The organism is Bacteroides sp. 11BF (genome assembly GCF_019633765.1).
Classification (GTDB): Bacteria; Bacteroidota; Bacteroidia; order Bacteroidales; family Bacteroidaceae; genus Bacteroides; species Bacteroides hominis.
Window position 1 is genome coordinate 1 of sequence record NZ_JAFKPJ010000017.1, and the last position, 25,894, is coordinate 25,894.

Here is a 25,894-nt window from a genome sequence, read left to right on the forward strand (position 1 = left end):
AGTTCTGCAAAGACTTTGCAGATTTCGTATATCGGTATGCAGACTGCTGAGGTAGCAATTGCACCGATAATCAAAGTGATATTAAAGACTGATGCTAAGGCACTTGACGAAGTCGTAGTAACAGCAATGGGTATCTCAAAAGAGAAAAAAGCGTTAGGGTATGCCGTACAAGATGTGAAAGGAGATAAGCTGACTCAAGCATCAAGTAGTAACCTTTCCAGCGCTTTACAAGGTAAAGTTTCAGGAGTGGAGATCTCACCGTCATCAGGTATGCCGGGTGCCTCTTCCAAAATGACTATTCGCGGATCACGCTCGTTTACAGGAGATAACACTCCCCTGTATGTTGTGGATGGTATGCCTATCTCATCATCTACAGACTTGGATACTTTCAACTCTGTCACAGGCTCTGACTATGCAAACCGTGCGGTAGATATCGACCCGAATGACATTGAAAGCATCAACATCCTGAAAGGTCAAGCTGCTTCTGCTCTGTATGGTATGCGCGCATCAAATGGTGTGGTAGTAATCACTACCAAGAGCGGTAAAGGTGCACGTAAAGGTAAACCGGAAGTTACCATCAACACTGGTTTATCATTCGATAAGGTTTCTACTATGCCGGATTTCCAAAAAGAATTCGCACAAGGATTTAATGGTGCTTTTAGCCCATCAGATTCTCGTTCTTGGGGTCCTTTGATCTCAGAACTGGCTAACGATCCCAAATATGGTGGCAATACGGATAATACCTATACCCAGAAATACGGTAAACATCAGGGGCAATACTATGTAGACCAGCGTGCCAAAGCAGGACTGGACCCATGGGCTACTCCTCGTGCATATGATAATGCTAAAGATTTCTTTAATACAGGTGTAACGTGGAACAGCAGTGCAAACGTGGCACAAAGCCTCGATAAAGGGAGTTACTCTTTGTCTTTAGGAAGTACTACTGCAAACGGTATTGTACCTTCTACAGGTATGGATCGCTATAATGCAAAACTAACTGCACAAGCTCAATTGAACAAGAATTGGTCTACCGGTTTCAATGGAAACTTCGTTTATTCTAAAATCAAAAAGCAAACCGGTGCCAACAATGGTATCCTGGCAACTGTATATGGTGCACCGTCCAGCTACGATTTAGCCGGTATCCCATCACACATTGATGGAGATCCTTATACACAAAACACGTATCGTTCAACAGGCGGTTTTGATGGTGCTTATTGGGCCGTTGAAAATAACTCTTTTAAAGAACGTACTCAACGTTTTTTTGGAAATGCATTTGCTAAATATTCTACTGATTTCGGTACAGAAAATCATAAACTGGATGTAAAATACCAGTTAGGTACCGATGCTTATACCACTAACTATACCGATACATGGGGATATGGACACTCCAACGGAACAGGTAGCATTGAAGAGCAGAGCGTTACAAACAATGAAATAAATTCATTGTTAACTGTTACTTATGACTGGAAAATCACTCCGGAACTTGACTTAAATGTATTATATGGTAATGAATTAGTCGATAATTCTTCAAAATACAAATACAACCTCGGAAATAACTTCAATTTCCCAGGATGGAACCATATAGCTAACGCATCAATCTATTCGTCTACAGGAACCTACCATCGCGAGCGTACCGTTGGTAACTTCGGTAACATTTCATTAGCATATCGTAGCATGTTGTATTTGAATGCTACTGTTCGTAATGACATTGTTTCATCCATGCCACGCAACAACCGTTCATTCACTTACCCTTCCGTTTCTCTTGGTTTCATCTTTACCGAATTGGAAGCACTGAAGAATGATGTTCTGACTTATGGTAAAATTCGCGCTTCTTATGCAGAAGTAGGGCAGGCAGGTACTTACTATCCTTCTTACTATAAAACTCCGGTCTATGGTGGCGGATTCTCTTCAGGAACTCCTATCCAGTATCCTATTGGATCGATCAGCTCATATATTCCATATTACAAAATTTATGATCCTAATCTGAAACCTCAGAACACCAAATCATACGAAATCGGTGCAGACTTCAGTTTCTGGAACGGTTTAGTTTCATTGAACTATACATATTCACGCCAGAATGTAAAGGATCAGATATTCGAGGTACCTTTGGCTACTTCTACCGGATATAGCGAATTGATCACAAATGGTGGATCGGTACATACAAACTCACACGAAATCACTTTGAGTGTAAATCCGATCCAAACTAAGAACTTCAACTGGGATTTTGCATTCAATTTCTCTAAAATCGACAACTATGTCGATAAATTAGCTCCGGGTGTATCAAGCATCATGTTAGGAGGTTTTGTTGATCCGCAAGTACGTCTGAGTGCCGGTGATAAATTCCCGGTTATCTATGGTACAAGCTATCAAAGAAACGAGGAAGGCCAGATTGTTGTAGATGAAAACGGTATGCCGACATTAGGTGAAAACAGAGTGTTGGGAAGTGTATCTCCTGACTTCAGACTGGGCTTCAATACTACTTTTGAATTTTATAAGTTCCGCCTCTCTGCAGTACTTGACTGGAAGCAAGGTGGATGTATGTATGCCGGTACTGTGTCAACACTCGACTATTATGGTGTAACCCAGAAATCAGCAGACTATCGTAAAGCTGATTACTTCTACTTCAATAAACCGGCTGTAAAACAGTTGGCAGATGGTTCTTACGCACCTAATGACATCAAAATCAGCGGTGAGAACGCTTATAATTACTTCGACAGATTGAGTACGATCTCTGAAGCCGGAGTATACGGTTCTTCATTCCTGAAATTACGCGAAATCGCTTTAAGTTATCCGGTACTGGATAAGTCGTACTTAGGCGTAACAGTAAACGTCTTTGCACGTAACTTATTGCTTTGGTCAGAAATGGATAATGGTATTGACCCTGAATCATCACAGGGAAATAACAACATGGCTGGTGCTTTCGAACGCTTCTCGCTCCCGGGAACATCAAGCTATGGTTTTGGTATTACAGTTAAATTCTAAAAAGGACAAAAATGAAATCAATATTTAATTTATCAAAAGGCATATTGTCTGTGGCATTGATTTCCGTTGCATTTGCTTCCTGTTCGGAAGATACAATGGATCGTATTAATGAAGACAAAGACCACACAACCAGTGTACCTGCCAAATTCATCTTGGCTGACGTAATCACTGCAACTGCATTTAGCAATATCGGAGGCGACTTTAATACATATTATTCTACCTACGTAGAGCATATGGTTGGAGTAGACAATCAATTGGCAAATGCGGAGAAACGTAACGGAGAGCCCTCGGCATCCTCTACTTTTAACAATGTATGGCGCAATTTATACTCTACACTGAAAAACGCACGTATCGCCATTAATATCAGCTCTAATGAATTGAAAGGCAACTATACAACTAAAGGTATCGCCGAAGTATTGGCGGCAATCAATGCAGGACTTATTGCAGACTCTTTTGGAGATGCACCTTTCAGTCAGGCTGCTCTTCCGGAATTAGTCAATGGACAACCCCAATTTATGACTCCGGAATTAGATAAGCAAGAAGCTATTTATACTACCATTATGGAATATTTGGATGCAGCAATCACTGATCTTCCCAAAGGTGACAAAAGCGATGAAATTGGTGAGTATGACTTCATATATAAAGGTGACGGAGAAGCATGGTTAAAACTAGCATACGGCTTGAAAGCTCGTTATACAATGCGTCTGTTAGCTCGTTCTTCTTCAAAAGAAGCTGATTTACAAAATATTTTAGAGTACATAGAGAAATCATATACATCTATTCAGGATCAAGCTGCTTTCTCTATTTATAGTGCAACAAACTTAAACCCGTTATTTGACTTCCAGTGGAGCCGTGACGGATTGGCTGCAAGTAAAAGCTACGCTGATAAACTAATAGAACGTAAGGATCCGAGATTACGCCGTATCTTTTGCATTGGACAAGGTAAGGTAACTGAAGGAGAAAAAGCTGTGTCCATCCAAGTAACCGGTGCAGATGATCCAAGATTCCTAATGGCCGATAATGGTACGGCAGAGTCTGTTAAATATGAATATAATACTCCTATATTCGTATATTCGCAAACATGTCCAACCTTATTAATGAGCTATCATGAATTACTTTTCCTGAAAGCTGAAGCATTGGCTCGCTTGAATAAGACCAATGATGCGGCAGATGCTCTGAAAGATGCTATTGTTGCAGCCATTGCAAATGCAGAAACAGGTGTAACAGCTGCACTTAACGCTCCTACAGTAAAAAGTTACGGAGGCGTTAAAGAGACTACTAAAGCTATCACAACTGCTGAAGCAGAAGAGTATTTCACCAACAACGTAAAACCATTATTCGATGCCAATCCTGTAAAAGAGGTAATGGTACAGAAATATATTGCATTCCTTGGAGCCTTCGGTGAGACAACAGAATGCTATAACGATGTACGCCGCCTCAAAGCAATGGGTGAGGAATATATCAAACTGGACAACCCTTACAAGTTCCCACTTCGCGCACCTTATGGAGCAGATGATGTAAGTGCAAACCCGAACGTAGAATCTGCATTCGGAAACGGCCAGTATGTATATACCGATCCGGTTTGGTGGGCCGGTGGCAGCCGCTAATCAGCATAATGCTTTCTAAAGTATTTATCAAACAATAAAGAGAATGCCCGGATTTACATATAAAACGTATCCGGGCATTCTTCTTTTTCTGAACGAATCAGTATCTGATTTATAGCAACCCTTCTTTCAAGATACCTACCAATATCGGATGCAATCCACTAACAAAACATTCAACAGCAATCACCATCAAAATAAGTCCCATCAAACGCATCATCACGTTATTTCCGGTCTCCCCCAACACTTTAACTAATCGGGTAGACGCACGCAGAATCAAGAAGGTAATAAAATAGATCAAAGCAATAATGCCAATTAACGTTCCTTTCATTTCAATGGTATGGGCATCCTCCATCAAAACAATGGCATTAGCTATCGCCCCCGGACCACAAAGCATGGGTATGGCAAGTGGAGTGATCGAAATATCGTCAGCATAGGTTTTAATCTCTTCATCTTTCAATTTCATCGGAGTGTACCGTGCCTGCAACATATCAAAGCCTATCTTGAAAATAATCACTCCACCTGCAATACGAAATCCGTTGGTCGAAATACCGAAGAATTTAAAAAGGAATTGCCCTGCAAAAACAAATACCATTAAAGTGATAAACGAAACGAAAGTGGCACGGCGAACAACCGCTTGCCGCTCTTTATCAGTCATACCATGAGTCATGGTCAGAAAAACGGGCATTGTACCCAACGGATTAGTCAATGTAAAGAAAGAAGTGAAACAGAGTAAAGCAAAAGGCAAGAGAGTGTCCATAGTTGTATTTTTATGCGTTCTATATTGAACGCAAAAATACAATATATCTATAAATGTTACAACAGTTCCACCAACTCTTTCAAATCAGTCATTGAATAAGTAGGACGGAAAGGAAAATCAGTGCGTCCGGACACATTATAATAAGCCTGATGCATTCCCACTCCATGGGCACCAACAATATCAGCGTCCCAACTATCCCCAATCATTAATGATTCACGTAGTTCGGATTGTGTAGCCGACAAAGCAAAATGAAAAATTTCCGGCCAAGGCTTCATCACTCCCAAATCTTCCGAAAGAATTATTTTATCAAAATATGTATCAATGCCTGCCGAACGCATTTTACAGGATTGTAATTCCCTGAAACCATTCGAAAGAATATACAAATTATATTTGGGTGCCAAATACGAAAGTACCTCTTCCGCATACGGCATTAGCCGCCTTTTAGTAGGAACTATCAAAAAGAAATCGTCAGAATAACGTTTTGCAAGCATTTCATCGTCAACGCCAACAGCTTTCAAAGGATATAAAAAACGCTGTCGATTCAACTCTTCTTTAGTCACCTCCCCGTTTCCATATTCTACCCACAACTCCGCATTCCTCTTTTGGTAAAGAGAATAAAAATGGGAAAACGAATCGAAATACCTTCCCAATCCATATTTATCGTAAACTTCTTCAAACGTATCATACGCATTTTGGGAAAAGGCCCAGAGAGTATCATCTAAATCAAAAAACAGGTTTCTATATTTCATATTAATATATCAGGTACATTTCAAAAAAGAGAGCACGGATTACATACTGTGTAGTCCGTGCCCTTATCAGTTACGTTTGTTTTATACTACTTATTTGACCTGGATTACCAGATATTTAGATACACTCCAGAATTCTTTCGGATTCGTGATCTTCAAAGTCAGCTGACCTTTATCATCTTTAACCAACTCGTAAGATTTAGCCGGATGAGTAGTGAGCAAATCAGCACGTTTAGAATATAATTTAATTTCTTTAGTAGTACGAATATCGATCTGAGTAAAATAATCCTTGTTGAAATCCGCACTCTTCAGCACATCCCCTTTTTCAAGAATCTTCTGAGATTTAAGTTCCGATTTAGTACCAAACACAAACCATGCACTGTTGATGGCCTTATCCTGTTCTGCTACGGTCTTTGCCTTGGCTTCATTTTCAGCAGCCAATGACTCTTTATCGGCAGTCAGTCCGGTTACCGCAGCATCCAACTCCTGAATACGGATATTCTTAGAAGCTAATTCAGCCTGAAGCTCTTCGATACGCTGAGTTTTAGCAACCAACTCCTGGGTCAAAGATTCAACGGCTTTTTTCAATTGTGCCGAATTATTCTTACTATTCTTCAGCATAGCCTGCAACTTAGCGATCTGTGCCTTGTTTTCTTCCATCTGTTTCGTGATGAATTCAATATCAGATGCTATTTGTTGTTTTGCGGTTGCAGAATTCTCAGAGATAGTGCCACGGGTCAAGTCAACACGGCTTTCAGCTGCGTTTATTCTACGAAATCCTTCCTGAACTTCGTTGAAAGTACCCATCATTTCGTCCAATTCGGCATTGCGCTGGGTCAACTCCATCAAAAGAGAATCATTTTCTGCCTTCAGGTCCTTACTTCCACCACCCAGGCCGTTACACGAAGCCAACATAGCTGCGCATACTAATAAAACTACTAACTTTTTCATACGATTACGTTTTACGTTTTTAAATGAAGTTATTATTAATCGTCTATTCCTGCAAGTACAATCACAATCTCGCCCCGGGGTTCGGTAACGGTAAAGTGTTCTATCAATTCACTCAAAGTCCCGCGAACCGTTTCCTCATGAATCTTTGAAATTTCACGGGACACAGATACCTGACGTCCGGGACCGAAATATTCGGCAAACTGTGTCAATGTTTTCAGCAAACGATGTGGGGATTCATAAAACACCATTGTTCTGTGTTCATCCACCAACGATTTCAATTTTGTCATACGCCCCTTTTTCTGAGGGAGAAAACCTTCGAAACAAAACTTTTCGTTAGGCAATCCCGATGCTACCAACGCCGGAACAAAAGCTGTCGCTCCGGGCAGACATTGTACTTCGATACCATTGCGCACACATTCACGAACTACCAGAAAACCCGGATCAGAAATTCCCGGTGTTCCGGCATCCGAAATCAAAGCAATGGTTTCTCCTGCCTTTATTCTATTAACAACACTCTCCACCGTTTTATGTTCATTAAACTTATGGTGGGATTGCATCACGTTTTTAATCTCAAAATGTTTCAGCAAGATTCCGGAAGTACGGGTATCCTCCGCCAGAATCAAGTCGACCTCCTTCAGGACTTTAATAGCCCTAAATGTCATGTCCTCCAAATTCCCGACCGGCGTCGGTACCACATATAGTTTTCCCATATCCTAATAATCGCGTTTTTATATAAAGTACTTTTTGAGAAGTTCCACTAAATCAGCTTTAGCTTCATTTTCCTCTTCCACCTTTATTTTAGAAGATAAGAAAACAAGAGCTGCATCCAGTGAATGCATCTCCCCAATCTGTTGCAACACATGATTCATTTGCTCCATGCTTCCCCCAAACAGTTCACGGGAAAAGCGAAACGAATCATTCAGACTGATTGAACGGCGTAAATCTCCAGCTGTTTTAATCCGCTCGGCCAAAATAGGTGTAGAAGCCGTATTGGTTTCAATCTTCATAGATACTTCAGCCGATTGTGCCGGTTCTACGGTCACTTCAGGCAATTCCAATTGTTCAGATTCCGGCATCTCCGGAGCCTCCGGAACTATTACAGGCTCTTCATCTTTCTCCGGGTTACCCACAACTATTTCTTCTTCTTCTTCTTCTTCTGCTGCTGCTAACACAGGTTCCGGCATTGGATTTATAATCCGGTCAGGAAGTTCGTTTTCCGGTAGTGCTCCCCGGTCCAACTGTTCCAGTAAAATGTCCAACCGGCCACGCATTTGCACAATATTTCTCTTTGCCACTTCACGCAAAGCAGAGTCCGGTTTACGCGAAACGGCCTCCATCAGGCATTTAAGTTCCTGAATATCCAATTCTATATCGTTCAACAATGCTTGCATATCTACATCTGAATTTCTTCTTGAATGACTTCGCAAATGTAGAAATAAATAATGAAAAAACACCGAGAAGCCAATAAAACTATTACTTTTGCAACCAATTATAACATACATCAGCATGGTATTATTTTCAGAAGATCATATACAAGAGACGAGAAGAAGAGGAAGAATTGAAGTAATTTGCGGTTCCATGTTTTCAGGAAAAACCGAAGAACTGATCCGTCGCATGAAGCGGGCCAAGTTTGCCCGCCAACGCGTAGAGATATTCAAACCTGCCATTGACACACGCTATTCTGAGGGGGACGTTGTTTCACATGACAGTAATACCATTTCCTCCACTCCCATCGACTCTTCAGCCAGCATACTGCTTTTCACATCCGAAATTGATGTGGTAGGCATTGACGAGGCACAGTTCTTCGACAGTGGATTAATAGATGTATGCAATCAATTGGCAAACAATGGGGTACGTGTCATCATAGCCGGATTGGACATGGACTTCAAAGGCATACCGTTTGGTCCGATGCCGGCTTTGTGTGCCATTGCCGACGAAGTATCCAAGGTACATGCCATTTGTGTAAAATGTGGACAATTGGCCTCTTTTTCACACCGTACGGTGAAAAACGACAAACAGGTGCTATTGGGTGAAACAGCCGAATACGAACCTTTATGTCGGGAGTGTTACCAGAAAGCCCTGCAAGAGGACAAAGAAAAATCATAATGACCTCACGGTAGCAAAGCCCGGACATTTCCGGTGAGGTCGCACATCAAACGTCAGATTATTATGGAAAGGAAAAAGATTACATTTGATAGTTTCATACGTGGTTCTATCTGCTGTGCGCTCATTGTGGGATTACTGATACTTTTTAAAAGGCTCAGCGGCGTACTGCTACCTTTTTTTGTGGCATGGCTTATCGCTTATATGATTTATCCGCTCGTCAAATTTTTCCAGTATAAATTACGCTTTAAAAGCAGGATCATTTCTATTTTCTGCGCATTGTTCAGCATTACCATAGTAGGAATTGCCATTTTTTACCTTTTAGTGCCCCCAATGCTTGCCGAAATAGGACGAATGAACGATCTGTTGGTTACTTATCTGACTAATGGTGCTTATCGTTCCGAAACAGTGCCTCCTACTCTTTCGGAATTTATCCACAGACATATCGACCTTCAGGCACTGAACCGAATCTTAAGTGAAGAAAATATAATGAATACCATTAAAGAGACTGTTCCTAAACTTTGGGCACTCGTTGCGGAATCTATTAATATTCTGTTTAGCGTATTCGCTTCATTCATCATTTTATTATATGTGGTATTCATCTTGCTCGACTATGAATCCATCGCAGAAGGATGGCTTCACCTATTACCAGGCAAATACCGTACCTTTGCATCCAATCTGGTCAATGACATACAGGATGGAATGAATCGCTATTTCCGCGGCCAGGCACTTGTTGCCTTCTGTGTCGGCATCTTGTTCAGCATTGGGTTCCTGATCATCGACTTTCCGATGGCTATTGCCTTGGGACTTTTCATCGGTGCCCTCAATATGGTTCCATATCTGCAGATTATCGGTTTCTTGCCTACCGTCATATTAGCAATCCTAAAAGCTGCTGATACCGGTGAGAATTTCTGGGTAATCCTGGCAGGTGCCCTCGTTGTTTTTATTGTTGTTCAAGCCATCCAAGATGGTTTCCTTGTCCCAAGAATCATGGGAAAGATCACAGGGCTCAACCCTGCCATCATTCTTTTATCTCTTTCCATCTGGGGATCCTTGCTCGGAATGTTAGGTATGATCATAGCACTTCCGCTCACCACCCTAATGCTCTCCTATTATCAACGTTTCATCATCAACAAAGAGAGAATAAAATACGACACACATGAAACATCTGATAATCAGAAGATAGAGGGAGATGACGAAAAATAAATAAAACTTTTTTCACCCAAAAGCTTGCAGATATAAAAAAAGTCACTACCTTTGCACCCGCAATCAGGAAATAACTGATACGCAAATAAGGATTGATTCGCTAGCTCAGCAGGTAGAGCACAACACTTTTAATGTTGGGGTCCTGGGTTCGAGCCCCAGGCGGATCACTGAAACAACAAGAAAAATCAAGCAAATCCCTGATAATCAGACATTATCAGGGATTTCTTTTTTCTAGCAGGTAGCAGAAAATAGCCATTTCAAGCATATTATCGGTGGATAAATCGTGGGAGTAAAATTTAGTTCAAAAAAGTCCCACGAATTTGCATCTTTATCACTGATTCATAGCTTTTTGCATGGTCGTACTTTGGAAGAGAATACATAGTTTTGTAACTCTAAAAACGATGTAAAAAATGGCTCGTAAATCATTTTCTGTTTTGTTCTTCATCAAGAAAGGCAAATTATTAAAGAACGGTGAAGCACCCGTGTGCATGAGAATCACTGTAAATGGCTGTATGGTAGATATTTCTATCAAAAGAAGCTGTCGCGTAAACCTTTGGAATCAGGCAAAAGAGAATTCAAAAGGCAAAGACCGTATGTCGGTGGAACTGAACCACTACTTGGAAATCACACGTTCACACATACACCAAATTTATAGAGAACTGGAAACTTCCGGCAAGGTTATCACTGTTGATCTCGTGAGAAAGTTGTTTTATCGTGTGGACGAAGATAGCAAAACACTATTGCAGGTATTCAGAGAGCATAACGAACAAAGCCGTAAGTTAATTGGCAAAGATTTCGTTAGTAAGACCGTTCAACGGTATGAAACCACTACCCGATATTTGGAGGAATTCATTAAGAAAGAATATCAGCTATCAGATATTGCCCTGAATAACTTGGAGGCCAACTTCATTTCTAAGTTTGATGCTTTCTTGAAGATTGAAAAAGGTTGTGCGCAGAACTCTGCTATCACCCGATTGAAGAATTTGAAAAAGATAATCCGCATTGCTTTAGAAAACGACTGGATAAAGAAAGATCCGTTTGCTTACTACCGCTTCAAACTGGAAGAAACCGATCCTGAATTTCTGACAATGGACGAGATTAAGATCATTCTTGCCAAAGAGTTCACCATTAAGCGAGTAGAACAAGTACGAGATGTTTTTGTTTTTTGCATTTTTACCGGTTTGGCGTTCAGCGATGTGAAAGACTTATCACCTGAACACTTGGTAAAAGACAACAAAGGGGAACTTTGGATAAGAAAGAACCGCCAAAAGACAAAAATCATGTGTAACATTCCTGTGCTACCTGTGGCAGCTTCTATACTTGAAAAGTATAAAAATGTGGCAGAATGTACTGGAAAACTATTGCCTGTATTGAGCAATCAGCGCATGAACAGCTACCTGAAAGAGATTGCCGATGTATGCGGGTTACAGAAAAATCTGTGCACACATTCAGCCCGGCATTCCTATGCCACCTCTATATGCCTAGCAAATGGCGTGAGCATGGAGAATGTTGCTAAGATGTTGGGACACGCAGATACAAGCGTAACCAAACACTATGCACGGGTACTGGATCAGAATATTTTCAAGGATATGCAAAAAGTAAATAGCTGTCTGTCGGAATTGGCTATATAATTGAGGCAGTAGCCAATATAGAAAAAGGATTGGGAAGAATGAATTTCATTTTCTCAATCCTTTTCTTTAGCTATTTATACGACTTCCTATTTTAGCAAAGCTGGTTCAGCTTTCCAATGTTTTCCTAGAAGTTCACTACCATTTACTTTCTTGTTACGTTTTATGCCATCAGCTCCCCATGTTCCCCACTGCTTAAAAAAGAAAGCAACATTCTGCTCTTCACATTGTTTTTTTACATTTAATGCCCATTCTTCTTTCATTGGTCTAGCTCTATTACCACTTTCTCCACCAACTATCACCCAATGAATATGCTTAAAATTTAACGTTCCAACATCAGCAACTAAAGGTTCAATGGAGATAAAACGAATTTTAGCATCAATAGATCTTAAAATATCAATTCTTCCCTTATTTTCAGGAGACTCAACGGTAACACCTAACCACACATTATTTGGCACTTTTCTATCTTTAAAATATTCTTTCAAAATTTCAGCACGCTTTGTCAATATTTGATAGTGGTGTTGTGGAGTAGATTTAATAACACTAAAAATTTTATCAAGAAAATCAAAAGGCATTCTTTCATGAAATAAATCACTCATAGAATTTACAAAAAACTTTGTTGGTTTCTTTACTTTTAATGGCACATCTAATCGTTCGGGAAGAATTGTAAATTCAAATCCATGCTCATACCCAGGAGTTCCCATAGCTTGAAGTCTTTTAGCCATAACCTCGGCATAGCAATTCACACACCCCGTAGATACCTTCGAACAACCTATTGAGGGATTCCAAGTCGCTTCTGTCCATTCTATCTTAGACTGTTTCATTGTATACTATATTGGTTGGTATTTTTATTTTATGAATATCAGATGTTTTAGTCTTAAATACATTAATAACACCTTGATTCATTAGTTGTTTTAAAACATCAGCTGCGTGTTTAGGCAGACACCTGTTTTTTAGCGCAAACTTATATGCATCAACATCAGTTATAATCATCTTATCTTTTATTAATTTAGTCAACAACTCATTAAACTCTTTAATTTTTCGAGGAATACTATGTTCTTCAAATAAAGATTGTTGTCCATTATAAACTATCTCTTTATCAATATTATAATCAGCCTCTCCAGTTACATTGTCTATATCCCAACAAACTTTTTGAAATTTTTCCGCACCGAAGGAGTGATTAGATCCAAATATAATCCCATATATATTTTTATTATATTTAATAGAAAAATAGCCTACATAATATTCTTTATCAGCAACCAAAGATTCAAAATATCTAGCAATAACTCTATGGCATTCATTTGGACGACTTTCGTCAAAAAGGAGCTTATCTTTATCTATATAAGAATTAAAAGCATCTGTTTTCTTAAATCGTCTCAAATAAGACGAAGGCATAAAGCATAGGTAATCAGTGGATTTTAAAGATGTTAGCTGTTTAAAAAGCGTATCATCCATAATAAAGTTAAAAGGGTCTAAGAAAATTATCTTAGCACATTCCTTTCTTTTACATAAAACAGGATAGATAACATTATTGAAATAAGTTGTAAAGTCTTCACTTTTGACTATTACATTGGATGAAGAAGCATCTACATTATGTTTTAAAACGCATTCATCCAAATCACAATCACATTTACAAGATGCCAAATATTCATCTACATTTCTGGACAACTCATTACTCTGCTCTTTATCATTCAAAATAATATAAACACGTTTATTCTTTTCAGAAATTGCATGGCAATGACGAGACACACCTCGAATAATATTCAATGATGTTCCAAATTCCCCATTTTGGTCTTTTCCTTTACCTGCAAACAAATCATAAATAAATATGTCCTTACAGAAAGATGTATGAATAAAGACAGGTAGGCATTCATTGAAATACTTATCAAAGATTTCAAGTTTTACTTTAGTCCCATTACTATGTTGGTTATGAAATTCTTTTTTTACCATGAGGATTCTTTTAGTAATTGCAAATATACATTAATTACGTTTGAGGTAATATTATTTTTTAAGAATTTCTTCTGCAACTATCTTTTTTATGAAAGTTCCAAAACTTAATATGAAGCATTGACAAAGGTAAGTTCCGTATTTAGCCTGTTCAAGTCCAAGCCTTCGGTTTAGATGAAAATCTTCCTCTCATTACATTTCGAGCGTATTTTCATCTAAAGACTTGCACAGACTAAATACTTCACTGGAAAAGTCAATGATTCAAATTAAATTCCGAAAAACAATGTTTTCGGGGCTGACATGAGGAAAACGTCTCACACTTGATTAGGGTTTAAACAAGTTTCTCATACAGTTTGAACCAGTCCAGCCCATAGTTGCCAAAGCCTAAATCTACAGTATCAATGTATTCAAAACCGCATTTCTCATAGAGTGAAATTGCCGGAAGATTATTTTCATATACATCCAAACGGATAGATTTTATACCTGATTGTTGAGCCAGTTCAAACGAATAGTCCATCAAAGCACGACCGATACCCATTTTTAAGAATGAGGGATGCACCACAAAAGTGCGTATCACAAAAATATGGCTGTAGTCAGCTTCTATTTTCCACCTTACATTATTATAGGCTTCATCGGGGTGATGGTCTAAGATAATAGAGCCAGCTATTTTCCCCTCATACCTGACAACAAAAAGAGTATTATTTTCTATGCCAACAACAGCATCTTCACGGATAGGATAAATGCCTTTTATCCATCCGGGATAATTGGTAGTAGCTGATAGATAATCATTCAGATCATCATACAACTTTTCTAATTCGTCAATATCGGCAGTCGTACCGGATTCTATTACAAACTTCATAATTTCAATTGTTTGGGATGCAAAGGTATAATTTCCACCTTAATAAAAGAGGTTTCCTTTTAAGATAGTGGAAATCATACTCTTTTAGATAGTTATTCTTTCCAGCTTTCAAAGTAGTGCTTTTGGAGCAGTTTATCAATATCGCTCTGGCGATAGATGATTTTACCTTTTATCTGGATAAAGGGGATTAGTCCTGTATCTCTCCACTCTTGCAGGGTTCGCAAACTGACATTCAGTTTTTTGGAAACCTCATTGTTAGAAAGAAAGCGTTCCCCATTCAGGTGGGGTTTGTAATGCTTGACAATAGATTCAATGCCGTCCAGCATCAAATCGAGCGAAGAAATAAATTCTTTGACTTGTGGGGTATCTTTATTTATTAGTTCCATGATTGAACGATTGTTTTATTGAAATATTGATTTCAAGATGGCTAGATGGCAGACTAGTTGCGCAGATAGTCACCCAGCGATGAAATACTAAGTACGTCTTTTGCCGGATCATAATCTACATAGAGCCGTTTGGATGCAATGGTAATAAAATACTGGCTACCATCTTGCTGTATCTCATAAGTAGCGGGTGAAGCCTGTTTAGTGGTTTCCGATACATATATAATAGAGAGAAGATACTCTTTATCGCTACGATAAATGATTATCGTAGGATTCAGATTAACGCTTCCCCATGTGCCGACAATAGAAAACAGGTTGAAGGACGGGTAATCTTCTTTAGTTCTTTTCATAAGGCATAATTTGTTTGGGTAATTGATTTTGTGTTTCACTGTCCGCAATAATTCTTTCAATATCGGAAGACTTATAATAGATCTTGCTCCCAATTTGAGAATAAACCAGCCGTCCACTACTTCGGTAATATTGCAGCGTTCGTTTACTAAAGCCCAACAACAGGCATACTTCCTGACTATCAAGCCAGTTTTCTACTTTCTGGGTATGAGTACTGCACAAACTTTCTATTCGTTTGGCAAACTCGGTGAACCGTTCGCAGACATACGAAAAGGTTCTCTTTTCAATGGTTACTACTTCCATACTTCTAATTTTAAATGGTTTATAAAACGTGTTGATTCTATTTTCATCGGCAAATGAAAGAAGAATCAAGAGCCGTTTTCAAAACTGTCTGAAAGTGGTATATCCTGTCTATCTCTGGCTCAATTCATTTGGAATATACTCATAGGATATTCTTTTTTTGAACGCATTTACATAGAAAGTCAAATGGAAATAGAGATACGAAAAGATTTATCGCTTATCTTTGCCACATGACTACCAATAAGATAACTCCCGAAGAATTATGGGCAAGACAGCAGATTAGTCCGCTGGATGTGGACTATGATTTGTGGAATGAACGCAGAGCATCTATACAGACATTCTCACAAATGAGCCAAAGTTGCATCTTTACGGTAGATGTTTTCAAAGAGCGATACGATTTTGCATCCGATAATTTTGCTACTATCTTCGGATATAACCCTACATGGATAAAGACGATTCGGAAGCAGGGTGATTTATTAGAGGAACGGATTCACCCGGACGACCGGGCACAACTCATCGAGCACCAGATTGAACACGGGCAGTTCATCTATTCACTTCCGCAAGAACAAAGAAATGATTATCAGCAGATATTCCAAATTCGTATGCTGAACGCCCGGCAGGAATATGTGAATGTAATCAGTCGCCACCAAGTGATTCAGAAAGACAAGAACGGAAAGGCGTGGATGATTATGGGAGTGATGGATATTGCACCTGACCAAACACCTATGGAGCGAATCAAGCGGACGATTATAAATCGGAAAACGGGTGAGATACTTACATCGGCAGTTGTTCCGACAGACCAACAATTAACCAAGCGGGAAAAAGAAATACTCTTATTAATCCGACAGGGCTTTTTGAGCAAGGAGATTGCTTATAAGCTGAACCTAAGTATTTACACGGTGAACAATCACCGCAAGAATATATTGGCAAAACTGAATGTCGATAATGTGATTGAAGCTATCAACCGGGCAGAAAGTTTCGGTATTCTCTATTAACTAAGCACTGGCGTTTTATCTTAAGGTACATCATTATTCAATCACTTCAATATAAAAACTAACAGGACGAAAACCATCGTTACATGAAATCATTGCTGAGTGCGGATTTTTCATCCACCCATCATAGAAGTTGCCGCCCCCATTGGCTAATTCCGTAACAAAATAGCTCATTGAACCCCATGCGCTTTCACACAGTTCTTCCGGTTTCTGCCCCATCAACTGAAATAAAGGTTGTACCTTGTTCAATATCACAAGCGTGTTCAATAGGATTTTCGTACATAGCCGACAAATCACTATGCTGCACCTTTCTTATAGCTGTTATTCTAATTTTTTTCATTTTCAAGATTTGTCACATACGATATATTTGTAGGGCACTTTAAACGTATTTTCCATTACGGCAACCAATCCAAACTATTTGTCAGCGGATTGGTTTTTCTCCATTGCTCCAGTTCTTCGTAACTACGAACTCCACCCATGAAAACAGCATGATAGATTTCTATGCCGGGAATCTGCACACCGTCCGGCACTTCGAATTTTATTTGAATGATGGTTTGCTTGATTTCAGGGGTAAGTCGGTTCGTAATAGCAGCAGTTACTTTTTCAACCACACCATCATATTTTGAGCCTTTACGAATATGGATCATGTCGAACTTCCACGTGTTCATGTCCTCATCTTCGTAAATGGCGTGCCATTCGATGCATTCTTCTTCTGTCTGAATCAGATTCTTATAGTGGACTTCCTTTAAAGAAATCCGTTCGGCAAGTTCCTGCATCACTGAAAAACTGGCTGCAATATCCAATGTATCGGTATATATATGTAGGTCTATATCCCTACTCTTTGCCAGCAGACCGGATTTGAGTGAGCCTACCAGATGGACGGTTGCCCCAATACGTTCCCATGCCGGGATAATACCAGTATGTTCCAGTATATTCCAAGCAGTTTTCTGATTATGTAGAGCAAGTTCAATAATATCCATGTCGTTCATTTTGAGCGTGCAAAGATACAAAACTTATGGATATATAGCTATAAATAGCCATTTCCTATCCTGTTGGATTGCAGTAATTTTGCGCACCGTTTTGACTCTAATTTCATCCTTTAGCAATAAATTACTATGGTATTCAATCAAACAGAGAAGCAAGAAAGAAGCTATTTGCAGCAAATAATCAATCGGCTGAAGCAGATAATCAGCCATACCGATGTGTCCGTGAAAGACCATGTAGATACATTGGCGGAGTACAAAGACTACCTTTGGAGCAATAAAGATATTGATCCGCATGAGATACGCTCCATGCGTGAAAGTATCCTGAATCATTTTGCCATAGGTGAAAGCGTAATTGACAAACGCCGACGGCTTGCCAAAATAGTGGATATTCCCTACTTCGGACGAATCGACTTTCAAGAAAAGAACGAGAACCGTCCGATAATCCCTGTTTATATTGGCATCCACACCTTTCACGATACTGAAAGCCGGACAACGGTAATTTATGATTGGCGAGCACCTATTTCAAGTATGTTCTACGATTACGAACTGGACGAAGCATCTTATCAATCCCCATCGGGAGAAATTAATGGAGAAATTTCCCTGAAACGCCAATACCGAATCCGGGCTGGAAAGATGGAATTCATGATCGAAAGTGCGCTGACCGTCCACGATGATATTCTGCAAAAGGAACTGAGTTCTAATGCGGATGATAAGATGAAGAATATTGTTGCCACCATCCAGCGAGAACAAAACCGGATTATCCGTAATGAGGAAGCCCGAACACTCATCATTCAGGGTGTAGCAGGTTCTGGCAAAACTTCTATTGCCCTACACCGCATCGCCTATTTGCTGTATGCTTTTCAGGGCAGTATATCTTCAAAAGACATCTTGATTATTTCTCCGAACAAGGTGTTTGCCGATTACATCTCTAACGTCCTGCCCGAACTGGGTGAAGAAATCGTACCCGAATCCAGCATGGAACAGATACTTTCCGAAGTGCTGAATCACAAATACAAATACCTTAGTTTTTTCGAGCAAGTGAATGAATTGCTGACAAAACCAACACCGGACTTTATTGAGCGAATCAAATATAAATCATCTTTCGACTTCATCGCCAGTCTGGATCGCTTCATTCTGCACATCGAAAACCACTACTTTAGAGCAGAGGATGTGAAGCTAACCAAACATATCACCGTCCCGGCTGAATTTATCGAAGAGCAATTCCACCGTTTCAACCGCTACCCCATGCGCCAACGGTTCGAGGCAATGACGGATTATATTCTTGATATGATGAAAGTACAGTACGCTTTCACAGTGACGACTGCCGAACGGAATTTCCTAAAAAAAGAGATTAAGAGAATGTTTGCCGGAAACAATGACCTGCAAGTCTATAAAGATTTCTTCGCATGGGCGGGTAAGCCGGAACTATTTAAAATGCGGAAGAATCGCACACTTGAATATGCTGACTTAGCACCAATGGCGTATCTACATATCGTTTTGGAAGGTAGTACAAAGAACTGTATTAAACATTTACTGGTAGATGAAATGCAAGATTATTCTCCAATCCAATACAAGGTGATACAAAAACTATTCCCTTGCCGGAAAACGGTATTGGGCGATGCCAGTCAGTCAGTTAATCCTTACGGCTCGTCTACTGCGGATATGATTCAGAAAGCTCTTGTCACAGGTGAAGTGATGAAGCTATGCAAAAGTTACCGCTCTACTTGCGAAATCACAGATTTTGCACAGAAAATACGGACAAATACCGATCTTGAACCAGTCGCACGGCACGGAGAGAAACCACGAGTACTACAATTTAATAATGAGAAAGAAGAACTATCTGCTATTAAAGATTTAATAGCTACCTATCAGGCATCCGCCTATAAATCGCTGGGGATTGTCTGCAAAACCGAATTGCAAGCCCGTGAGATGGCAGATAAATTACAAATTCCTGATATTCATTTCCTATCGAGCCAAAGTTCAGCTTTTGTGCAGGGTATTGTTATCACCTCTGCCCACATGGCAAAGGGTTTGGAATTTGATGAGGTAATTATTCCACAGGCAGACGATAGAAATTATCATTCAGAAATCGACCGGAGTATACTATATGTGGCGATCACGAGGGCAATGCACCGTTTAACACTGACATATAGCGGAACAAAACACACGCCATTCATCTAAATTTTCGGCTTACTCTATTGTTATGCGGGGATTAACCTCTATATTTACCGCCATGCGCACAGCAGATGAACGAAATAACGATGAGAGAAAGCAAGATTTTATATCCGTCACCTGTACTTTCCCAATACATTAAATACTATTGGGTACTAAAGACCGATGAAGTAGAGCCAGTAATGGTACAGACTATTCCATCGGGGTGCGTACACCTTGTTTTCCATCGGGGTGAAAATCTGAATATCCAATCAAAAGGTTTACAGCCGAAGAATTTCATTCGGGGACAGTTCTCAACGTATGGGAGTTTGATTTCAGAGGGTAATATTGATATGATTGCCGTTATATTTCATCCTCTGGGGCTGAATCCATTTGTGCGGTGTTCTATGAGTGAACTTTACAACCATTATATAGATGTAAAAGATTTGGAAGATATTGAACTGAATCACCTGAAACGAAATATTTCTGCCGAACCAGCCGTTGAAACCTGCATCCGGTTGATTGAGCGCTTCCTTATGCAACGGTTGGTCGATGCAAATTGTAACGACCAAAGAACGCAGCACGCTATCTGTCAAATAATCAATCAACCACAAATTGATGTGAATACCCTTGCTGAAAGTGCTTCTTTGGGATATAGGCAATTCAAGCGAGTATTTACCAACTATATAGGAATGAGCCCTAAAGAATATTATCGGGTAGTTCGCTTTCAGCGGGCACTGTATCTGTTGCAGAATCATCCGGGGATGGAGTTTGTAGACCTGGCTTATTCGTGTGGCTTTTATGATTCTTCGCACTTGGTGAAAGACTTTAAAGAGTTTACAGGTTGTTCGCCTACTCAATACCTATCTTCCCGTTCTCCGTATTCTACATTCTTTTCCGAAGATTGTAGGCTGAATGTTATTAACTCGCATAGTCGTGCGTAGTCATTTGTGATAAAGTCAGTTTTTTACAAGTGGATGATCGGCAAAGAACTTACTTTTGTAGAAGTATTTAAAATTAGAAAGTTATGCAAGAAAGTAATTTTATACATATAACCGATGGCATTGCACAGGTTATTGAAGCAGAAGAGAAATTGTTAAGTAGTTTACTCGTAGAGGTTATCACACAAAGGCGAAATACGCAGAATCGCACCATCAAGCAGATTCTCGGTCATTTGATTGATTCGGCATCCAATAATCACCAACGCATGGTTCGGCTGCAATATAGCAAAGACCTGCTTTTCTTCCCTGATTATACACAGGATAATGACTTGTGGATTGCTCTGCAAGATTATCAAAATGCAGACTGGGCTAACTTAATCCAGTTGTGGAAGTGCTACAATCTGCACATCATCCAAGTAATTAATTCGGTAGATAAGAACAGGCTGGATAGTTGCTGGTGCGACTTTACAGGAGCAAAGGTTACATTAAGAGAAATGATAGAGGGATATTTGGGACATTTGCACCTGCATATAAAAGAAATCCATGAATTGATAGGTTGAATTTCTTAATTTTTCATACATTTGCGCTATATCAACTAACAAATAGTATTCACTTCTTATGAAACTCTGTATATAGCTACGCTCCTGCGAATAGCCCCCTTCAAAAAAGCTATTCAGCTATTTGACAAATAACGATTTATTTGCCACAGAGATTTTACATCCTTTTATTTATGAATTTACGAGCTGGCAGACCATGTTATGCAGGTCTGTTTGTATCGTGCTATTTTGCAGTTGAGCAATGAATTATACATATAAACAAATATGGCTCATCAACTTTCCGGTCATGATGAGCATCTTAATGGAGCAGTTAATCAATATAACGGATGCTGTCTTTTTAGGTCACGTAGGCGAGGTGGAATTGGGAGCATCCGCTATTGCCGGAATTTATTATCTGGCAGTCTATATGCTGGGCTTCGGGTTCAGTATTGGACTTCAAGTGATGATTGCCCGGAGAAACGGGGAACAGAATTATAAGGCAACAGGAAAGACTTTCTTTCAGGGGCTATTCTTTTTATCGGGATTAGCCGTCTTGCTTTGCCTGCTGATTCATGCCGTTTCTCCTTATCTATTGAAGCGGTTAATTTCCTCACCGGAGATTTATCAGGCGGTAGTCCGCTATTTGGACTGGCGCAGCTTCGGGCTGTTGTTCTCATTTCCTTTTCTGGCTATCCGGTCTTTCTTCGTTGGAATAACGCACACAAAAGCCCTATCGTGGTCGGCTGTTACTGCGGTGGCGATTAATATCCCGCTGAACTACTTTTTAATATTTACACTGGAATTAGGTATTTCGGGAGCAGCCATCGCTTCATCTTTAGCGGAAATGGGTTCTTTAATTGTGCTTTGTCTCTACACAGGAGCGAAGATAGACAAAGAAAAATACGGATTGAAACCCGTGTATGATGGACGGTTACTTATCAAAGTCCTGAATCTGTCTGTGTGGAGTATGCTCCATGCTTTTATCAGCGTAGCCCCTTGGTTTCTATTTTTCGTGGCAATCGAGCATTTAGGGAAAACAGAGTTAGCTATTTCCAATATCGCCCGAAGCGTATCGGCAATCTTTTTCGTAATAGCCAATTCCTTTGCCGTCACTACAGGATCATTGGTGAGCAATGCTATTGGAGCCGGAGCGAGAAACGAGCTTTTCCCGATTTGTCACAAGATCCTGAAATTAGGCTATGCTGTTGGCTTCCCATTGGTAGTAGTTGCATTACTCTGTAACCGTTGGATTGTCAGTTTCTACACCGATAATGAACTATTGATAGAATTAGCATTTGCTCCTTTCGTGGTGATGCTATTGAATTACACGTTTGCACTACCCGGCTATGTATATCTCAATGCGGTCGGGGGAACGGGAAAAACCAAAATCACCTTTCTGTTCCAAGTGACAACCACCTGTGTCTATTTAATGTATCTCTACTGGTTGAGCTTCTGTATAGAAGCATCTTTAGCCCTCTACTTGACGGCAGAATATCTGTTTGTGATTCTGCTGGCACTGCAATCTATTATTTATCTGAAAAGTAAACACTATTAAAAACGAATCAAGTTATGATGACAAAAATATATCCACGCACCGGAGATAACCAAACAGTCTATCTGAATGCCGTGATTAAAGATCCTCAAATTGAGGTAGGCGATTATACCATTTACAATGATTTTGTAGCTAATCCCTTGCTGTTTGAGAAGAACAATGTGCTTTATCATTATCCCATCCATCGGGAGAAGTTAATCATTGGCAAGTTCTGTTCTATTGCCTGTGGCACGAAGTTTCTGTTTAATTGTGCGAATCATACATTGAAATCTCTGTCTACCTATACCTTCCCTTTATTCTATGAAGAATGGGAATTGGAGAAGTCGAATATTACTACTGCATGGGACAATAAAGGCGATATTGTAATCGGCAATGATGTATGGATCGGCTACGAAGCTGTGATTATGGCAGGTGTTCATATCGGTGACGGAGCAATTATTGCCGCACGTGCAGTTGTGACCAAAGATGTTCCACCTTATACCATTGTGGGCGGTACTCCTGCCAAAGAAATACGAAAACGCTTTGACGCAGAGGTAATTCAACAATTACTCATGCTGAAATGGTGGGATTGGTCTGCTGATAATATACGCCAGTGTTTGCCATATATTATGGAGGGAAAAATCAATGAATTACTTACCAGAAATAAAGAGAGATTATGAACTATATAAAGAAAACATTAACAAGGATTGATGCAAGTCACAGTTCTTCTGCATAGCTACATTTCGCTATTTTAGAACTCATGCCAGTGAACTATATTTGTAAGAAGCAGGAATTTGAAGTTCACCATTTCTGGAATTGCGACCAATAAGGCTGAATACCCCTTGAATCATTCTGATTAGCAGAGGAACTACAAACAAAACAAGAAATCATTCAGCATACAAAGCAAATGCTTTGATATATATAATTTATTCACAATTAAATTTTATGCCTATGAATGATTTATTGAGAACGAGGTTTTTCATCTTACTGGCTGATACCTCACAAGAAGTTATTGACACAGAAATGCAAGATGCTTATGAAGATTTTGTGAAGCAAATAGTAACAATTAGCAATTCGGAAGATTATACTCATATCTTCCGGATGCTTAATCTCACCCGTATTGAGATAGCCCCTTTAAAGGGGTTGTATCAGGATGGGCAGGGGGAAAAATGCGCCTAAAAATCTATACATTCGCAAAGCATTATCCCTAATTGATGCAGAATTAGAGTTACTCAACCTGAAAATTACCCATCCCGAACAGTTTAATTCACCTGTGTCTACCGAGTTCAAGCCAGACCTATATGTACTCCCAAAGTCTAAAGAATTGGGGATTATAGGTATTGCTGAAATTGTACTAGCCCTGTTTCTACAGGGAAAAATCGTTGGGGAAAATGGAAAGCCAGTCCCAAAAATTCAGTTGGCTCGTGGCTTTGAGCAACTTTTCAATCTGAAATTTGGTAGTATCTACGATAAGATCGGTGAAGTGTTTACTCGTAAACCGTACAATCTTACTAAAACATTGGACGCTTTGCGAAATGCTATTGCCAGAGAAGACCGTAAACGCAAGAATAAATAAAGATTGGAAAAGATGATTCTGCAAATTGTTTATTTATAGTAGTTTATAAACCAGTTTTCGGGGAGTAGGTTACTACTCCTCTTTTTCTGCGACCTTGTTTTGCAGAACTTTGCTTCATCAATCGATTGAAAACAATAATGTTGAACTTAAAATTGAAGCAAAATGTATATAGACAACGAAAACTTCGAGAAATGGATGGAGAAACTATCCAAGAAGCTCACCGAAATCGGGCAAGACTTGAAATCCCTAATCAACACCGATACTGTATTCGATGAAAACGAAAGGCTATTAGATAATCAAGACTTAGCCTTTCTGTTGAAAGCATCTTTCAGAACCCTGCAACGCTATCGGGCAAAAGGTACTCTGCCTTACTTTAACATCGGTCGAAAAACGTACTATAAAGCCAGTGATATTCGGGCTTTTGTTCATGAACATGCCGACTTTCAGACCTATAAGCAGTTTGAAAAAGCCAACCAATTAGAAAAGAAGCCCTGATAGCAAAAGGTAGCAGAGGAAAGAAGCCTGTATTCAGGCTATTCCTTTGTGCCACCACCCCGATTTAGCACAAACTGCCTCACCTATCGGTTCAGCCTGTTTCGCTAAATCGAGCAAGAGGGAACTGGACAAGTCCTGTTCTTCCCTCTTGCCCTGCGGGGCAAAGCCTTCGGCTTTAGCGTGTTACAAGAACACGCTGTAATGACACCTGTAATAAGTATTTTCGTTGCAATACTTATTATCAGGTATTTATCTATTCATATTTCTATAAAAAAGTAATTACCATGCCAAACAGCGGTCGGAAAACGATATTCACTACCATTTCCATAGACAAGGAAACGGCAGCTTTGGTAGAGAAGATATGCAAACGCTATTCACTGAAAAAGAGCGAAGTTGTAAAGTTGGCGTTCGGGTATATAGATAAGGCACATATCAACCCATCCGAAGCACCTGAATCTGTAAAATCGGAACTGGCGAAAATAAATAAGAGACAGGATGATATTATCCGCTTCATCCGTCACTATGAGGAAGAACAACTAAATCCCATGATACGAACCGCCAATTCTATTACGGTTCGGTTTGATACCATTGGCAAGACTTTGGAAACGCTTATTCTTTCTCAACTGGAAGCCAGTCAGGGAAAGCAAACAGCCGTATTACAAAAAGTCAGTGAACAGTTTGGTAAACATGCCGATATAATCAACCAACAAGGAAAGCAACTAAATGCACTCTATCAGATACACCAACGGGATTATAAGAAGCTGCTTCAACTGATACAACTTTATTCGGAGTTATCTGCATGTGGAGTAATGGATAGTAAACGGAAAGAGAACTTAAAGGCGGAAATCATTAATCTGATAAACACATAAAGC

Annotated in this window: 27 protein-coding genes, 1 tRNA gene and 1 pseudogene; 16 read left to right on the forward strand and 13 right to left on the reverse strand. The window is 39.7% G+C overall.

Going from position 1 to position 25,894, the window contains the following annotated elements:
- Together JZY04_RS16485 and JZY04_RS16490 are read left to right on the forward strand one after the other, a co-directional pair.
- The coding region (locus JZY04_RS16485) for a SusC/RagA family TonB-linked outer membrane protein (RefSeq protein WP_370635136.1) at positions 1–2,982 on the forward strand (2,982 nt) is incomplete at its 5' end.
- 11 nt (positions 2,983–2,993) lie between these two features.
- Positions 2,994–4,589, forward strand: a complete 1,596-nt coding sequence (locus JZY04_RS16490; protein WP_122141537.1) for a SusD/RagB family nutrient-binding outer membrane lipoprotein — start codon at positions 2,994–2,996, stop codon at positions 4,587–4,589.
- Between the two features lie 109 nt (positions 4,590–4,698).
- On the opposite strand, the gene JZY04_RS16495 is transcribed toward JZY04_RS16490, so the two are convergent.
- The 5 genes from JZY04_RS16495 to JZY04_RS16515 all read right to left on the reverse strand — a co-directional run bounded on the left by JZY04_RS16495 (position 4,699) and on the right by JZY04_RS16515 (position 8,542).
- Positions 4,699–5,343, reverse strand: coding sequence for a MarC family protein (locus tag JZY04_RS16495; protein ID WP_005778522.1), 645 nt, complete (start codon positions 5,341–5,343; stop codon positions 4,699–4,701).
- A gap of 56 nt (positions 5,344–5,399) precedes the next feature.
- Entirely contained in the window at positions 5,400–6,092 is a 693-nt protein-coding gene (locus JZY04_RS16500) for a YjjG family noncanonical pyrimidine nucleotidase (RefSeq protein ID WP_005778523.1), read from the reverse strand.
- A 90-nt stretch (positions 6,093–6,182) separates the two neighbouring features.
- On the reverse strand, positions 6,183–7,040 hold the full coding sequence (locus JZY04_RS16505; protein ID WP_005810598.1) for a hypothetical protein: 858 nt from the start codon (positions 7,038–7,040) through the stop codon (positions 6,183–6,185).
- Positions 7,041–7,075: 35 nt separating this feature from the next.
- Positions 7,076–7,750: a 16S rRNA (cytidine(1402)-2'-O)-methyltransferase gene (rsmI, locus tag JZY04_RS16510; protein ID WP_122141536.1), complete on the reverse strand. Its 675-nt coding sequence runs from the start codon at positions 7,748–7,750 to the stop codon at positions 7,076–7,078.
- An 18-nt stretch (positions 7,751–7,768) separates the two neighbouring features.
- Positions 7,769–8,542: a hypothetical protein gene (locus tag JZY04_RS16515; protein ID WP_220577437.1), complete on the reverse strand. Its 774-nt coding sequence runs from the start codon at positions 8,540–8,542 to the stop codon at positions 7,769–7,771.
- Positions 8,543–8,546: 4 nt separating this feature from the next.
- On the opposite strand from JZY04_RS16515, the gene JZY04_RS16520 reads away from it, so the two are divergent.
- From JZY04_RS16520 to JZY04_RS16535, 4 genes are all read left to right on the forward strand, one after another.
- Positions 8,547–9,146, forward strand: a complete 600-nt coding sequence (locus JZY04_RS16520; protein ID WP_005778531.1) for a thymidine kinase — start codon at positions 8,547–8,549, stop codon at positions 9,144–9,146.
- Between the two features lie 63 nt (positions 9,147–9,209).
- Entirely contained in the window at positions 9,210–10,349 is a 1,140-nt protein-coding gene (locus tag JZY04_RS16525) for an AI-2E family transporter (RefSeq protein WP_122141534.1), read from the forward strand.
- 94 nt (positions 10,350–10,443) lie between these two features.
- Positions 10,444–10,516, forward strand: a tRNA-Lys gene (locus JZY04_RS16530).
- A 243-nt stretch (positions 10,517–10,759) separates the two neighbouring features.
- Entirely contained in the window at positions 10,760–11,980 is a 1,221-nt protein-coding gene (locus tag JZY04_RS16535; RefSeq protein WP_122141533.1) for a site-specific integrase, read from the forward strand.
- 86 nt (positions 11,981–12,066) lie between these two features.
- On the opposite strand, the gene JZY04_RS16540 is transcribed toward JZY04_RS16535, so the two are convergent.
- The 6 genes from JZY04_RS16540 to JZY04_RS16565 form a co-directional block, all read right to left on the reverse strand.
- Entirely contained in the window at positions 12,067–12,801 is a 735-nt protein-coding gene (locus tag JZY04_RS16540; protein ID WP_122141532.1) for a DUF5131 family protein, read from the reverse strand.
- Complete coding sequence (gene tcmP, locus JZY04_RS16545) at positions 12,788–13,927, reverse strand: three-Cys-motif partner protein TcmP (RefSeq protein WP_122141531.1); 1,140 nt, start codon at positions 13,925–13,927, stop codon at positions 12,788–12,790. The genes JZY04_RS16540 and tcmP overlap by 14 nt, the downstream gene beginning before the upstream one ends.
- A 328-nt stretch (positions 13,928–14,255) precedes the next feature.
- Complete coding sequence (locus JZY04_RS16550; protein ID WP_122141530.1) at positions 14,256–14,783, reverse strand: GNAT family N-acetyltransferase; 528 nt, start codon at positions 14,781–14,783, stop codon at positions 14,256–14,258.
- 92 nt (positions 14,784–14,875) lie between these two features.
- Positions 14,876–15,169, reverse strand: a complete 294-nt coding sequence (locus JZY04_RS16555) for a helix-turn-helix domain-containing protein (RefSeq protein ID WP_122141529.1) — start codon at positions 15,167–15,169, stop codon at positions 14,876–14,878.
- 53 nt (positions 15,170–15,222) lie between these two features.
- Positions 15,223–15,516, reverse strand: a complete 294-nt coding sequence (locus JZY04_RS16560) for a DUF3876 domain-containing protein (RefSeq protein ID WP_122141528.1) — start codon at positions 15,514–15,516, stop codon at positions 15,223–15,225.
- Complete coding sequence (locus JZY04_RS16565; protein ID WP_122141527.1) at positions 15,503–15,817, reverse strand: helix-turn-helix domain-containing protein; 315 nt, start codon at positions 15,815–15,817, stop codon at positions 15,503–15,505. Before JZY04_RS16565 ends, JZY04_RS16560 begins: the two co-directional genes overlap by 14 nt.
- 227 nt (positions 15,818–16,044) lie before the next feature.
- On the opposite strand from JZY04_RS16565, the gene JZY04_RS16570 reads away from it, so the two are divergent.
- The gene (locus JZY04_RS16570; protein WP_122141526.1) at positions 16,045–16,809 is read left to right on the forward strand and encodes a response regulator transcription factor; all 765 of its coding nucleotides are present in this window, start codon (positions 16,045–16,047) and stop codon (positions 16,807–16,809) included.
- A 33-nt stretch (positions 16,810–16,842) separates the two neighbouring features.
- Here the strand turns inward: JZY04_RS16570 and JZY04_RS16575 are convergent.
- Positions 16,843–17,146: pseudogene (locus JZY04_RS16575) on the reverse strand (TIGR04076 family protein).
- A 55-nt stretch (positions 17,147–17,201) separates the two neighbouring features.
- A complete protein-coding gene (locus JZY04_RS16580; protein WP_122141525.1) occupies positions 17,202–17,795 on the reverse strand; it encodes a phosphoglycerate mutase family protein in 594 nt (197 codons plus the stop codon).
- A gap of 126 nt (positions 17,796–17,921) precedes the next feature.
- On the opposite strand from JZY04_RS16580, the gene JZY04_RS16585 reads away from it, so the two are divergent.
- From JZY04_RS16585 to JZY04_RS16625, 9 genes are all read left to right on the forward strand, one after another.
- Positions 17,922–19,973, forward strand: coding sequence for a 3'-5' exonuclease (locus JZY04_RS16585; RefSeq protein WP_122141524.1), 2,052 nt, complete (start codon positions 17,922–17,924; stop codon positions 19,971–19,973).
- A gap of 80 nt (positions 19,974–20,053) precedes the next feature.
- Positions 20,054–20,887, forward strand: coding sequence for a helix-turn-helix domain-containing protein (locus JZY04_RS16590; RefSeq protein ID WP_122141523.1), 834 nt, complete (start codon positions 20,054–20,056; stop codon positions 20,885–20,887).
- A gap of 83 nt (positions 20,888–20,970) precedes the next feature.
- Positions 20,971–21,444 carry a DinB family protein gene (locus tag JZY04_RS16595; RefSeq protein ID WP_122141522.1) on the forward strand — a complete coding sequence of 158 codons (474 nt, stop codon included), beginning with the start codon at positions 20,971–20,973 and terminating at the stop codon, positions 21,442–21,444.
- 238 nt (positions 21,445–21,682) lie between these two features.
- Entirely contained in the window at positions 21,683–22,975 is a 1,293-nt protein-coding gene (locus JZY04_RS16600; RefSeq protein WP_122141521.1) for an MATE family efflux transporter, read from the forward strand.
- A gap of 14 nt (positions 22,976–22,989) precedes the next feature.
- Complete coding sequence (locus tag JZY04_RS16605) at positions 22,990–23,631, forward strand: CatB-related O-acetyltransferase (protein ID WP_122141520.1); 642 nt, start codon at positions 22,990–22,992, stop codon at positions 23,629–23,631.
- Between the two features lie 265 nt (positions 23,632–23,896).
- A complete protein-coding gene (locus JZY04_RS16610; RefSeq protein ID WP_122141519.1) occupies positions 23,897–24,130 on the forward strand; it encodes a hypothetical protein in 234 nt (77 codons plus the stop codon).
- Complete coding sequence (locus tag JZY04_RS16615) at positions 24,105–24,527, forward strand: hypothetical protein (RefSeq protein WP_122141518.1); 423 nt, start codon at positions 24,105–24,107, stop codon at positions 24,525–24,527. The genes JZY04_RS16610 and JZY04_RS16615 overlap by 26 nt, the downstream gene beginning before the upstream one ends.
- A 162-nt stretch (positions 24,528–24,689) precedes the next feature.
- Positions 24,690–25,022: a helix-turn-helix domain-containing protein gene (locus JZY04_RS16620; RefSeq protein WP_122141517.1), complete on the forward strand. Its 333-nt coding sequence runs from the start codon at positions 24,690–24,692 to the stop codon at positions 25,020–25,022.
- A gap of 284 nt (positions 25,023–25,306) precedes the next feature.
- Positions 25,307–25,891: a BfmA/BtgA family mobilization protein gene (locus JZY04_RS16625; protein ID WP_122141515.1), complete on the forward strand. Its 585-nt coding sequence runs from the start codon at positions 25,307–25,309 to the stop codon at positions 25,889–25,891.
- Positions 25,892–25,894 lie beyond the last annotated feature (3 nt).

Bases quoted from the DNA above. Each gene is read 5' to 3' on its own strand.
- JZY04_RS16570 (WP_122141526.1), top strand. From the start codon at position 16,045: ATGACTACCAATAAGATAACTCCCGAAGAATTATGGGCAAGACAGCAG.
- JZY04_RS16590 (WP_122141523.1), top strand. From the start codon at position 20,054: ATGAGAGAAAGCAAGATTTTATATCCGTCACCTGTACTTTCCCAATAC.
- JZY04_RS16515 (WP_220577437.1), bottom strand. From the start codon at position 8,542: ATGTATGTTATAATTGGTTGCAAAAGTAATAGTTTTATTGGCTTCTCG.
- JZY04_RS16585 (WP_122141524.1), top strand. From the start codon at position 17,922: ATGGTATTCAATCAAACAGAGAAGCAAGAAAGAAGCTATTTGCAGCAA.
- JZY04_RS16605 (WP_122141520.1), top strand. From the start codon at position 22,990: ATGATGACAAAAATATATCCACGCACCGGAGATAACCAAACAGTCTAT.
- JZY04_RS16580 (WP_122141525.1), bottom strand. From the start codon at position 17,795: ATGAACGACATGGATATTATTGAACTTGCTCTACATAATCAGAAAACT.
- JZY04_RS16525 (WP_122141534.1), top strand. From the start codon at position 9,210: ATGGAAAGGAAAAAGATTACATTTGATAGTTTCATACGTGGTTCTATC.
- JZY04_RS16625 (WP_122141515.1), top strand. From the start codon at position 25,307: ATGCCAAACAGCGGTCGGAAAACGATATTCACTACCATTTCCATAGAC.
- JZY04_RS16595 (WP_122141522.1), top strand. From the start codon at position 20,971: ATGCAAGAAAGTAATTTTATACATATAACCGATGGCATTGCACAGGTT.
- JZY04_RS16610 (WP_122141519.1), top strand. From the start codon at position 23,897: ATGCCTATGAATGATTTATTGAGAACGAGGTTTTTCATCTTACTGGCT.
- JZY04_RS16520 (WP_005778531.1), top strand. From the start codon at position 8,547: ATGGTATTATTTTCAGAAGATCATATACAAGAGACGAGAAGAAGAGGA.
- rsmI (WP_122141536.1), bottom strand. From the start codon at position 7,750: ATGGGAAAACTATATGTGGTACCGACGCCGGTCGGGAATTTGGAGGAC.
- JZY04_RS16490 (WP_122141537.1), top strand. From the start codon at position 2,994: ATGAAATCAATATTTAATTTATCAAAAGGCATATTGTCTGTGGCATTG.
- JZY04_RS16505 (WP_005810598.1), bottom strand. From the start codon at position 7,040: ATGAAAAAGTTAGTAGTTTTATTAGTATGCGCAGCTATGTTGGCTTCG.
- JZY04_RS16500 (WP_005778523.1), bottom strand. From the start codon at position 6,092: ATGAAATATAGAAACCTGTTTTTTGATTTAGATGATACTCTCTGGGCC.
- JZY04_RS16535 (WP_122141533.1), top strand. From the start codon at position 10,760: ATGGCTCGTAAATCATTTTCTGTTTTGTTCTTCATCAAGAAAGGCAAA.
- JZY04_RS16600 (WP_122141521.1), top strand. From the start codon at position 21,683: ATGAATTATACATATAAACAAATATGGCTCATCAACTTTCCGGTCATG.
- JZY04_RS16550 (WP_122141530.1), bottom strand. From the start codon at position 14,783: ATGAAGTTTGTAATAGAATCCGGTACGACTGCCGATATTGACGAATTA.
- JZY04_RS16615 (WP_122141518.1), top strand. From the start codon at position 24,105: ATGGGCAGGGGGAAAAATGCGCCTAAAAATCTATACATTCGCAAAGCA.
- JZY04_RS16560 (WP_122141528.1), bottom strand. From the start codon at position 15,516: ATGAAAAGAACTAAAGAAGATTACCCGTCCTTCAACCTGTTTTCTATT.
- JZY04_RS16565 (WP_122141527.1), bottom strand. From the start codon at position 15,817: ATGGAAGTAGTAACCATTGAAAAGAGAACCTTTTCGTATGTCTGCGAA.
- JZY04_RS16540 (WP_122141532.1), bottom strand. From the start codon at position 12,801: ATGAAACAGTCTAAGATAGAATGGACAGAAGCGACTTGGAATCCCTCA.
- JZY04_RS16555 (WP_122141529.1), bottom strand. From the start codon at position 15,169: ATGGAACTAATAAATAAAGATACCCCACAAGTCAAAGAATTTATTTCT.
- JZY04_RS16620 (WP_122141517.1), top strand. From the start codon at position 24,690: ATGTATATAGACAACGAAAACTTCGAGAAATGGATGGAGAAACTATCC.
- tcmP (WP_122141531.1), bottom strand. From the start codon at position 13,927: ATGGTAAAAAAAGAATTTCATAACCAACATAGTAATGGGACTAAAGTA.
- JZY04_RS16495 (WP_005778522.1), bottom strand. From the start codon at position 5,343: ATGGACACTCTCTTGCCTTTTGCTTTACTCTGTTTCACTTCTTTCTTT.